At 39.2% G+C, this 12038-nt stretch carries 10 protein-coding genes; 6 read left to right on the plus strand and 4 right to left on the minus strand.

Translation table 11 applies throughout. The features are described 5' to 3' along the window. Positions 1-62: 62 nt before the first annotated feature. The gene (locus tag ACYVFA_RS02775) at positions 63-1784 is read right to left on the minus strand and encodes a M3 family oligoendopeptidase (protein WP_460470270.1); all 1722 of its coding nucleotides are present in this window, start codon (positions 1782-1784) and stop codon (positions 63-65) included. A gap of 200 nt (positions 1785-1984) precedes the next feature. On the opposite strand from ACYVFA_RS02775, the gene ACYVFA_RS02780 reads away from it, so the two are divergent. The 4 genes from ACYVFA_RS02780 to ACYVFA_RS02795 are packed head-to-tail and all read left to right on the plus strand — an operon-like array spanning position 1985 to position 8249. Next, positions 1985-2704, plus strand: coding sequence for an SGNH/GDSL hydrolase family protein (locus ACYVFA_RS02780; RefSeq protein ID WP_460470271.1), 720 nt, complete (start codon positions 1985-1987; stop codon positions 2702-2704). A gap of 29 nt (positions 2705-2733) precedes the next feature. Beyond that, complete coding sequence (locus tag ACYVFA_RS02785; RefSeq protein WP_460470272.1) at positions 2734-4026, plus strand: acetylxylan esterase; 1293 nt, start codon at positions 2734-2736, stop codon at positions 4024-4026. Between the two features lie 4 nt (positions 4027-4030). Beyond that, positions 4031-6088, plus strand: a complete 2058-nt coding sequence (locus ACYVFA_RS02790) for a ComEC/Rec2 family competence protein (RefSeq protein ID WP_460470273.1) — start codon at positions 4031-4033, stop codon at positions 6086-6088. A 52-nt stretch (positions 6089-6140) separates the two neighbouring features. Beyond that, positions 6141-8249: a TonB-dependent receptor gene (locus tag ACYVFA_RS02795; protein ID WP_460470274.1), complete on the plus strand. Its 2109-nt coding sequence runs from the start codon at positions 6141-6143 to the stop codon at positions 8247-8249. 34 nt (positions 8250-8283) lie between these two features. Here the strand turns inward: ACYVFA_RS02795 and ACYVFA_RS02800 are convergent, their stop codons facing one another. Then, positions 8284-9417, minus strand: coding sequence for a lactonase family protein (locus ACYVFA_RS02800; RefSeq protein WP_460470275.1), 1134 nt, complete (start codon positions 9415-9417; stop codon positions 8284-8286). Positions 9418-9510: 93 nt separating this feature from the next. Between ACYVFA_RS02800 and ACYVFA_RS02805 the strand changes: the two genes are divergently transcribed. Continuing rightward, complete coding sequence (locus ACYVFA_RS02805; RefSeq protein WP_460470276.1) at positions 9511-10077, plus strand: GNAT family N-acetyltransferase; 567 nt, start codon at positions 9511-9513, stop codon at positions 10075-10077. 71 nt (positions 10078-10148) lie between these two features. After that, a complete protein-coding gene (locus ACYVFA_RS02810) occupies positions 10149-10997 on the plus strand; it encodes a methylated-DNA--[protein]-cysteine S-methyltransferase (RefSeq protein ID WP_460470277.1) in 849 nt (282 codons plus the stop codon). Here ACYVFA_RS02810 and ACYVFA_RS02815 read toward each other — a convergent pair. Together ACYVFA_RS02815 and ACYVFA_RS02820 are read right to left on the minus strand one after the other, a co-directional pair. Next, a complete protein-coding gene (locus ACYVFA_RS02815) occupies positions 10987-11262 on the minus strand; it encodes an Ada metal-binding domain-containing protein (protein WP_460470278.1) in 276 nt (91 codons plus the stop codon). The genes ACYVFA_RS02810 and ACYVFA_RS02815 overlap by 11 nt on opposite strands. Beyond that, positions 11259-11972 (minus strand): 2OG-Fe(II) oxygenase, encoded by a 714-nt coding sequence (locus ACYVFA_RS02820; protein ID WP_460470279.1) that lies wholly within the window; start codon positions 11970-11972, stop codon positions 11259-11261. The genes ACYVFA_RS02815 and ACYVFA_RS02820 overlap by 4 nt, the downstream gene beginning before the upstream one ends. Positions 11973-12038: the final 66 nt, after the last annotated feature.

Genomic DNA, 12038 nt, shown 5'->3' on the forward strand with positions numbered 1-12038 from the left:
TTGTAAATTGGCCTTACCAGCTTCTTTACAAGGGATTTTATGATATTAATATCTAATATTCCTTACTTCAACTTTTCCAACTCCTCTTCAACAAATGCCATCAACTCCGCAATGTATTCTTTCGAAAAGTCGAATTTGATATTAGCTGCTTCGTAAATCTTACCGATTGGAGCAGTATAGCCCAACTTCAAGGCATTCAGATATCCGGCTAAGCCTTGTTGGGTATCTTGTTTATAATTTCTCCAGACACTAATAGCACCTAGTTGGGCCATACCATATTCGATATAATAGAATGGCAATTCAAAAACGTGTAGCTGGCGTTGCCATACATATTTTTTGAAACGCTCAAAGCCTTTCCAACTAGTCACTGAATCAGAGAATAACTCAAAAATCTTCAACCATGCTTCCTGACGCTCTTCCACGCTATGTGCAGGATTTTCATAAATCCAGTGTTGGAATTTATCAATAGTAGCAATCCACGGCAACACTTCCAGAATATCTTCCAGATGGTCTACTTTGGCACGTTTCAGATCTTCTTCATTAGCAAAATACGCATCCCAGTGTTCCATCGAAATCAGCTCCATCGACATAGAAGCTAATTCTGCTACTTCTGATGGGGTATTACGGAAACTATTGATTGGTAAATCTCTGGTTTCAAAAGAATGGATGGCGTGGCCGCCCTCATGTACCATCGTCACAACATCTCTCAGATTTGATGTAGCATTCATAAAAATAAACGGCACACCGATTTCTTCCAATGGATAGTTATAGCCACCCGGTGCTTTTCCCACACGCGATTCCACATCAAAATGCCCCATTGTACGCATAATACGAATATAATTAGCCAATCGGGCATCAATACTTGTAAAACATTGAACCGTTTTATCCAGCAGATCTTCTCCTCCGGCAAAAGGCTTTAAAGCAGGTTTACCGTCAGTATCAACTTTCAAATCCCACGGGCGCAACTCATCTACTTTCAGTTTCTCTTTTCTTTCTTTGGCCATTTTATCTACCAATGGCACTACAGTTTCAGCAACCGCCTCATGAAAATTGAAGCAGTCTTGTGGGGTATAATCAAAACGCCCCATCGCCGCAAACATATAATCACGGTAATTGGCAAAGCCTGCATTGATCCCCATCTGATGGCGTATGTCTCTTAGCTCATTAAAGAGATTATCCAGTTTTTCATGCTCCTGATAACGACGTTCTGAAATCTTTATCCAGGCATCTTCTCTCACTGCTCTATCTGGCGAAAGCAGAAAATCACCTGCTTTCTGCAAAGTCATTTCCTCTCCATTGATATTCACAGTCATACCGCCAGTAGTTACCTGATATTCAGTTTGTTTGGTTTGTACCTGCGTAGCCAACGGAATATTCTCTTCACAGAAAATCTCTACGGCTTTTTTCATGCCACGAACCGTAATATCAAAACCTTTATCCTGCAATTGGCTCAGGTACGGACTTTCCAAAGCCTTCTTATTCAGTTGGTCATCATACGCTGATGAGTTGGGTAGAATCTGCTCCACGAAAAAATGATAGTCTTTCTGTTTCTCTTCGCTTGCTGTATCACAAGTCATTTTGATATAACGCCAGGCCATATTTTCTGAGAGATAAGACTCTAATTCGCTACGGTCAATAAACCATTGGCGTAAGTCCTGCACATTGTTAATCGAACGACTAACCAGATTATCATATAAGGGTTTTACTTCTTCCCATGAAGTCAACAAAAACTCTTCTCCTATAAATTTGCGGGCTTTTCGCTGAGGGATTATTATTTCTTCCATAATTCTGTTTTTCAATGCTTAAAATGTGGCACAAATATATATCTTTCCAATAATGCTATTTCAATATACTGATATAAATAACAATCGGAGACCGATAAAGATTCGAATGTCTATGCTATCAGGTATTTTGCCTAGTTTTTTATTTTTTTCTACATAGTTTTTCCATTTTTCAATACTTTCGTAAAAATATCTATTAAACTATGAACAAAAAGCCTTTATTAGTAATCCTTACCCTTATCTCGCTGACTATTGCCTGTCATAAAACATTAACCCATACCCCAACCGGCGAAAAATACACACTCAATTACGAAGTCAATCGTTCTGAAAAAGAGATAGAAGCCTATGAAAAAGCTGATGCGGCCATTGGCTTAGATAAACTTCAGGGACAAACCATTTTCTACGGTAGTTCAAGCATTCGTCTCTGGAAAAGTCTGAAAGAAGATTTTGCTCCCCTACCAGTCATTAATCACGGTTTTGGGGGCTCTACTTTCCCTGAAATGACCTACTATGCCGACCGAATGCTGGTAGCCTATAAACCTAAAACAATAGTATTGTATTGTGAAAATGATATGTTCTCAGGCAAAGAAAAATCACCTGAACAAGTGTTTGACGCCTTTGCAGAACTGGCTACGCTGATTCAAAATAAGTTACCTAAAACTAAGGTCTACTATATTTCAATGAAGCCATCCATCTCAAGAAAAGATAAATGGAGTCTTGTTTCTAAAGCTGATGGGATGATTAAAGAATACATGGATAAGCATAAAAATTTCTCTTATATAGATATTGTGCCTGTGATGTATCGCCCGAATGGCACAGTAAATGGAGAATACTTTATCAAAGACAGTTTGCACATGACTCCCAAAGGCTATGCCCAATGGACTTCGGTTGTAAGACCTGTTCTTTTGAAAAACAAGAATTAATAACCACCTACATTCAACCTCTATTCAACATGAAAAAAAGTTTGCTTATTCTGGGTCTGAGCCTTCTGGCAACCCTGGCATTTGCTCAGCCAACCGAGAAACTCATTAAAGTCATTGTTGCTCCCGAGCACGACGACTGGACCTACAAAATCGGAGAACCTGTAAAATTTTCGGTAATGGTATTAAAATACGGGAATCCGGTAAAAAATGCCAAAATCGTCTATCAGATTGGACCTGAGAAATTTGAAACCAAAAAAGACAGTACAGTTTTAAAAGATGGTGTCATCAAATTAGACGGTGGTACCATGAACACCGCAGGCTTTTTAAGATGCACTGTCATTGCTAAGATTGATGGCAAAGAATACAGAAACCTGGCCACAGCAGCCTTCGAACCTGAAAAAATCCAACCTGCGGTAGAACTACCAACTGACTTTACACAATTCTGGGATAAAGCCAAAGCCGACCTAGCCAAAGTGCCTATGGATGCCCAAATGACCTTATTGCCTGAGCGTTGCACAGAAACAGTAAATGTTTATCATATAAGCCTGCAAAATTACCGCGAATACGGCACTGTCCGTTTATATGGCATTCTTTGCGTCCCTAAAAAAGAAGGTAAGTATCCGGCTTTATTGAGAGTACCGGGCGCAGGTGTGAGACCTTATGGAGGAGATATAAAAACAGCCGAAAAGGGAATTATCACCCTTGAAATAGGTATCCATGGAATCCCGGTTACAATGGATCCATCAGTATATACTAATTTAGGCGCTGGTGCTTTAAATTCTTACTGGACATACAATCTGGATAACCGGGACTTATATTATTTTAAACGTGTGTATTTAGGCTGCGTTCGTGCCAACGATTTCTTAGTAAGCCTGCCACAATACGATGGCAAAAATCTGGCAGTCACAGGCGGTAGCCAGGGCGGAGCCTTATCAATTGTTACAGCAGGGCTTGACCCACGTGTAAAATGGACAGCCCCTATTTATCCGGCGCTTTCTGACATGGTGGGTTATCTGAAAGGCCGTGCGGGTGGTTGGCCACATATTTTTGACAAAAACAATCCGCATAATAATACGGAAGCTAAAATCAAGACAGCTTCTTATTATGATGTGGTGAATTTTGCCAAGCAAGTCAAAGTACCGTGTTTCTACTCAATGGGCTTTAATGACGAAACTTGCCCGCCAACATCTATGTGGGCTGTTTATAATGTCATTAACTCAACCAAAACATTGAAACTCTATCAGGAAACAGGTCACTGGACTTTCCCGGAAGAAAATGAGATGGTGATGAACTGGTTATATGATAAATTACTAGTAAAATAACCCAATGAAATTCAACGCCTTTCCTGTGGTTAGATACCTACTGTGTTTGATTGCAGGAATAGTGGCGTATTTACAGAGTCATTATTTCAATACAATTTTCTATTATTCAGGTGCTAGTTTGCTTTTAATATTGCTAACCAGCATTTTTTTTCGTAATCCCCTGCCTAGAGGTGTTTCAGCCTGTTTGCTCTTATTTGTATGTGGTTGGATACTTATTTACCAAAAGACAGCTATTAACAACCCTGAGCATTTTACCAATCAAGGCACTTTTACGCATTATCAGGCGATAATCACTTCTAATGCCGAAATAAAGGCCAAAACTTATAAGGTCGAAGCAGAAATTCAACAGGTTAAAGTTTCAGAAAAATGGCAGAAGGCCACAGGAAAAATTTTGCTTTATTTCAACAAAGCAGAATCCAGAAGACCTCAATATGGTGATGTTTTCCTGATAAAGAATATGCCTTCAGAAATTGATCCACCCAAGAATCCAGAAGAGTTTGATTATCGGCAGTTTCTGCATAATAAAGGCATTTATGCCCATCAATTTTTATGGAATAAAGAATATTTGAAGATAGGCCATACTACGCCTTCGAAAACTCTGGATATTGCTTATAGAGCCAATATCTATGCCGACAGCGTTTTTAAGACTCACTTAAAGACAGTCAATGAATATGCCATCACCAATGCCATGGTAGTGGGTATTCGTGATGATATTGACAGTGATTTGCTAAATGCCTACTCTGCTTCTGGGGCGATTCACGTTTTATCAGTTTCAGGTATGCACGTCGGGATTCTATTCCTGGTTTTATCTGTGCTATTAAAATGGATAAAGACGAATGTAAAACACGGGAATTGGATTTTCACGATTATGGTGTTGCTTCTCTTATGGGCTTATGCTGTTTTTACCGGACTATCTTCTACTGTACTTCGGGCCACTGTGATGTTTTCATTTATACAGATAGGTACGACTATTAACCGACGGCATAATATCTATAATATTCTGGCGGTTTCGGCTTTAGTATTACTCTGTTATAATCCTTACTGGTTGGCTGATGTGGGTTTTCAGTTATCTTATCTGGCTATTTTAGGGATTGTTTACCTGCATCCCTATTTGAATCAGTTAATCAATCCAACCAATCTAATCATCCGGATACTATGGGAGGGGTCCATCGTTTGCTTTGCTGCGCAGTTATTTACAGCCCCTTTGAGTGTCTATTATTTCCATCAGTTCCCGACTTATTTTCTGATTGCCAACCCATTCGTAGCTTTATTTTCTTTTTTCATTTTGCCTGTGGGATTATTGCTACTCATTTTTGCATGGGTGCCTCTCCTCACCAATCTATTGGCTATCATATTAAAATGGTCGTGTTATTTACTAAACGAAACCATCTTTTTTATCGAAAAAATGCCTTTATCAACAATAAAAGGGTTTTCGATTTCAGTACCGGAATTAATAGCTTGGTATGCGATTATCTTTTTAATCATTGCTTTTTTCCGTTATTCTGAATTAAAGTATTTGCGGGTTTCGGTATTACTATTGATTGGCTTGGCATTGTTTAATATTTATGAAGATTATCAACAAAGTGAGCAAAAAGAGTTAACCTTTCACTTTATTCCTAAGCAAATGGGTATTAGTATGATTGATGGAAAATCGGTCGCTTTTATTTCAGATTCGACTGTGATTAATAACCAGAGATTATATAATTTCCATCTGAAAAACTATTATGACGCACAAGGTGTTTCTAATCAGAATCTATTGAATATTGCTCCTTACAGGAATAAACAGGGCATAACATTTCTGGATTTTGAAGGAAAGAAAATTATATGGCTACAAAAGCCTTTTAAAGGTGCTTTGCAAGGAAAAGCCAATTATGTCTTACTATCCAACAATGCCATCAGAAATCTGGCTCCATCTTTTGCTGGTTTTCAAACTGAACTGATTATTGTAGATGATTCAAACAAAAGCTATCTGGTAGAAAAACTAAAACATCAGGCCGATAGTTTGCGTTTAAACTTTATAGTATTGCGTGATGCTGGTGCCTATTCCGTTAAAGGCCATTAAGCATTTTCATTGGTTTATTAATTAACAATAGCGTAGCTTCTAACCCTAATATATGATGAAATTAGTACTTTTTACGATTCCTTTATTTACGCTCACCATCTCATTCGGAGCTTTAGCTCAGGAAGCAGATACCACTACGGCTACCAAACAATTAAGCGAAGTTGTTGTACGAGGCTTTGAAACCGAAAGAAAACTTACCGAAACGGCAGCTTCGGTGGGTGTGCTAACAATCAAAGACATTGAACGATTCCAGAATACAACCTTAGTCCCTGTCTTTAACACTTTGCCGGGGGTTCGTATGGAAGAGCGCTCGCCGGGAAGTTATCGTTTGTCTATCAGAGGTAGTTCTATCCGTTCGCCCTTTGGCGTTCGTAATGTCAAAATTTACTGGAATGATATTCCCCTGACTGATGGTAATGGCAATACTTTTCTGAATGCCATTGATATGAATACGGTGGGTAATATAGAAATAATCAAAGGCCCTGCCGGGAGTATCTATGGCGCTGGAACTGGCGGAGTACTTCTATTGGGGGGGAATAAAGCTGATGCCTCACAAAACACTAAAGAAAAATCAAGGAGTTATATCAGTACCTCATTAGGCTTTGGAAGTTATGGATTACAAAACCGTGCTGTTTCCTGGAATCTGGCTACTGCGAAAGTCAATTCTGTGGTAAGTTACGCCCATGTGCAATCTGACGGGTATCGCGAAAATAGTGCTTTGGTAAGAGATGTACTAAGCTGGCGTTCTAATTTCTTTGCCTCGTCTTATAGAACCTTCAACATTTCAGCTTTATATTCTGATATGCACTATCAGACACCTGGTGGACTTACACAAGCGCAAATGGACGCAAATCCACGTTCAGCCCGACCCTCCACAGCAACTATTCCGGGGCCCATTGCACAAAAAGCAGGTATTTACCAGAAGTTATTCAATCTTGGGCTTTCGCAGGAATATCGTTTTAATGAACACTGGACGAACGTAACGGCCATCTATGGTATGGTTTCGGAATTACAAAATCCATTCATTACCAATTATGAAATCCGTAACGAACAAACTTTTGGCGGACGTACCCGTACTACTTATGCTTTCCGCACAGGTAATTTATCTAATCGCCTGACAATGGGGGGAGAGTTTCAGAAATCAAGCTGGGTAATCCGTAATTTTGGTAATAGAGGAGGAAAGATCGATACGCTACAAACGAATGATAATGTAGGCGCTTTTAATTATTTTCTATTTACTCAGTTAGAAACAGACTTACCACAAGATTTTATTCTGACTATCGGTGCCAGTTACAACCGTGTGAAATATGATTTCTTACGCATATCAGATGCACCAAACATCAAACCAATTGATAATTTCTTACCATCAGCCTTTTTGCCAAGAGTGGCTTTATTGAAGAAAATTAAAGATAAAGTATCCATTTTTGCCAGCATAAGCAGTGGTTTCTCGCCACCTTTGGTGAGCGAGTTTATAGCAGGTTACCAAAGCACCAGTTTCTTACCTTCATTAGCTTCTGAAAGAGGTATCAACTATGAGCTCGGCACAAGAGGCTATTTATTCAATCGTCGTTTATCTTTTGATGCCACAGCCTATGCCTTCCGCCTACAAAATACAATTGTACGACGCGTAGACGAAGCAGGAAGAGAAATATTTACCAACGCCGGAGGCACTTTACAGAATGGGCTGGAAGTTTCCTTAAATGGTTGGCTAATAAAAAATACAGAAGCCAAGCCGATTCAGGAATTACGCCTCTTTACCAGCTATACCTTAGCAGATTATCAGTTTAAAAACTACAAACAATTGCAAACCGACTTATCAGGCAAAAGCCTGACAGGTGTACCTCGTAATGTATGGGTATCAGGCTTAGACATGACTACCAAACCCGGCTTTTATCTGAATTCAACCATCAATTTTACCGACCGCCTGCCAGTAAATGATGCCAATACTGTTTATGCCAATAGTTATTGGTTACTTAATGCAAGAGTAGGTTATCAGAAAACATTCAAGCCTCTGGCAATTAATCTGTATGTAGGCGGTGATAATTTGCTAAATCAACTATACAGTCTTGGTAATGACTTAAATCCTGTAGGAAACAGATTCTTTAATCCCGCTCCCACTCGAAACTGGTTGTTTGGGGGGAATGTGAGGGTATTTCTTTAAAATGAAATGGGGCTTTTGAAGCCCCATTTTTTATTTATTTACCCGCCTTCACCATCTTCAAACAAACCGGCATTGATACCTTTATCTCCTTACCTGTTGGCGTTAAAGTTCCTTTTACCGCATCGCGTTTAAAAAGTACAATATTATCACTATCCTGATTGGCAACCAATACCCATTTGCCACTTGGGTCAATCATAAAATTACGTGGAGTTTTACCAATAACTGGCTCATTAGTAATATACGTCAGTTTACCCGTTTTCTGGTCGATACTGTAAACTACCACATGGTCGTAAAAACGATTAGAACCATATAAAAACTTACCATCAGCCGAAATATGAATATCCGCACAAGAATTTTTGCCACTATAATCTGCTGGCAAGGTCGAAAGCGTTTGTTTTTCTTTTAGCGCTCCATTAGTATAATCATAAGCCGTAACGGTAGAATTTAATTCCTCAATCACATAAGCCCATTTGCCATTCGGGTGAATCGTAAAGTGGCGAGGGCCTGCGCCATCGGCTGTTTTAGTAGCCGCAGGTGTTCCGGCAGTTAAATGACCAGTTTTGGCATCCAGTTTATAGCTCACAATTTTATCAATGCCTAAATCCGGCACAAATACGTCAATATTATTAGGGGCAATGTTTACTGAATGTACGTGAGGCTTTTCCTGACGGCTGGTATTTGGGCCTTTTCCCTCATGGTTAATTGTTTGTGTGGGTGCTCCTAATGAACCATCCGCTTTTACAGGTAGTACCGTCAGGTTTCCACCCATATAATTACCCACTAAAGCCCATTTTCCTGTTTTGTCGATAGAAATATGGCACGGGCTACCTCCCTCTGCTGACTGCGTATTCAGTTTTGTCAGCTTGCCTGTTTTGTTATCAAATCCATAAGCGTTTACAGTACCGTCTTGTGTTTCACCTACGGCATAAACAAACTTCTGGTTAGGGGCAACAGCAAGAAAAGTAGGATTTTTAAGTCCTGTAGTTTTATCAACGACTTCTGAGAAATCTCCGGTTTGTGTATTGAATTTATACACATACATGCCATCGCTTCCTTTGTTAGTATAAGTACCTACGATTAAGTAATAATCGTTTCCTTGTGAATAGCTATCAAATGACATCATGAGCAGAAAAGATAAACAAGACAGACAAATATTTTTGATTGACATTTTGAAGATAGGTTGAATAGTTTTGAATATAAAATCTGTCAAATATAGAGACTTTTTCGTTTTTTTGTGTGTTTACCGCTTTCAAATACAAATATGCAAAACCTGATAATTACTACCGTACAAAGCGAAGCCGATGTGAGAGGAATTCTGGCGCTTCAACAAAAAAATCTAAAGAAAAATCTAACTGCTGAGCAGATTGAAAGTCAGGGGTTTGTAACAGTTGAGCATGAATTTTCTGTTCTGAAAGCCATGAACGATGCTCAACCTAGTGTCATTGCTAAAGATGGTGATACAGTAGTAGGCTATTGCCTGGCTATGTTGCCTAAATTCAGAAATGATGTACCAGAAATCAGAAGTTTGTTTGATACCATTGATTTGATTGAGTTTGAAGGCCGACCTTTAAAGGAGTTTAATTATGTAGTAATGGGACAAGTGTGCGTAGGCGACGGCTATCGAAGCATGGGTCTTTTTGATGGTATGTACAAGAAATTACGGGAAGAATTATCGGATAAATATGAGATGTGTATCACCGATATTTCATCAAGAAACCTGCGTTCGCAGAAGGCTCATACTCGTATCGGATTTCAGAATATCAAGGATTTTCATGATACTGAACTGAACGAAATATGGCGCGTTGTACTATGGGATTGGCGTGTTTAATGTCAGCAATAATCAGATTGTAGGGGTGCTGAAACCATCGTAATTTTGATATAACAAAACAATCAGAAAAGATGGAAACTATCGAAAATCAAGAAATTATAGATTATAACAGAATAGAACGCGCTATTCATTTTATTGAAGAAAACTTTCAGAACCAACCCAGTCTGAAAGAAGTCGCCGACCATGTAGCGCTTTCAGAATTTCATTTCAACAGACTTTTCAGCAAATGGGCAGGTACAAGCCCCCAACGCTTCATGCGTTTTCTGACAAAAGAATTTGCCAAAGAAAAACTGGCTCAAAGTGATAATTTACTGGATGCTACTTTTGAATCAGGCTTATCAAGCACAAGCCGTTTACACGATTTATTTGTAAACTATGAAGCTATGACTCCTGCCGAATTCAAGTCTAAAGGCGAAGGGCTGACAATTCATTATGGCATCCATGAAACACCTTTCGGCGAATGTCTGATAGCCGTAACGGGCCGAGGAATTACAGATTTGCGTTTCCTTGAAAATGAAGACAAAGAAGAGGTAATCCTGGAACTCAAAGAAGATTTTGCCAAGGCTGAAATCATTTTCGAAAATAACTTTACCAAGCCCTTTATTGAGCAGATATTCTATGAAACCGAGAATACAGATTCACCTGTTACACTCTTATTGCGAGGCACTAATTTTCAGATAAAGGTCTGGGAAGCATTATTAAAAATTCCTTTTGGACAAATAGTAAGCTACGAAACCATTGCCCAAACCATCGGTCAACCAACTGCGCAAAGAGCTGTAGGGACAGCTATTGGTAGCAATAGATTAGGTTATATTATTCCCTGCCATCGGGTATTGCAAAAAGTAGGAGGCATTGGCGGGTATCGTTGGGGTACCACTCGAAAAAAGGCTATCTTAGGGTGGGAAATGGCTAGAGCTTAAAAGCATTATGCTTTCCTTTCCAAAGGAGATATTCCTTTCTCATACAAACAGCACAGGGGCGATAACCAGCGTTAATCGCCTCTGTTTCGTTTTTAAAGAATACCCTGTTTTCTACTTTCATTCTTTTACCTGCTCTGCAATTCAGTTTGCCATAGATTTTCAGATTCTTATTTCCGCCAAAAGCTATTTCCCCATTTTGTATTTTTAAAAATAACGCCTTTGAACGTGCAAAAGCATTATCGCCTAAATCTTTATGTCGTATCATTGCGCATCATGAAAGATGATTCCCAGATTGATTCTTTCACCACTGCGTACCTCACTTACCCCATGCCGCATAATGGTGCGATAATAGCCTTTTGTACCCAAAACCGGACGAAAATTAGTAGTAAAAATCACAGCTTCACCCCTATTAGGTTGTAATACTATCGGTTTCGATTGCATACGCGGACGATTCTCTACTATCACAAACTCTCCACCTGTATAATCTATCTGTGCCTGCGTCAGAAAGAAAACTATCTGAAATGGGAAATAGACTTCCCCATACAAATCCTGGTGCAAAGCATTCCAATCGCCTTTATTGTATTTCAGTATTAACGGTGTTGGACGATTCTGTCCCACCTGATGGCATTTCTCTAATAGCTCATCTAATTGAGTTGGAAAAACCTCACTAATACCCAATTTAAACATCCATTCATTCGCCACCTTAGCTAAATGCGGATAAATAGATTGACGTAAGTCTGTGATAATATCAGGCAAAGGATATTTAAAGTACTTATACTCCCCACTCCCAAACTGATAACGCTTCATATTGATAGTACTTCTATAAAGTGTATTATCGTCATACGATGCCGCTAATTGCATACATTCTTCGTCTGAAAGAATTTCAGGTAAAACGGCATAGCCTTTCTCATTCAGGCTTTCCGTATGTAGCAACCAATCTAAACTTTCTATGCGTTGTATTATTGTTTCTGTCATGTTACCCGTATTTGTTTCAGCAAAAATGGAGAAAGGATTCGTGCGGGTCGAGCCGAATCTTGCTCT

It is taken from the genome of Emticicia fontis (assembly GCF_054779675.1).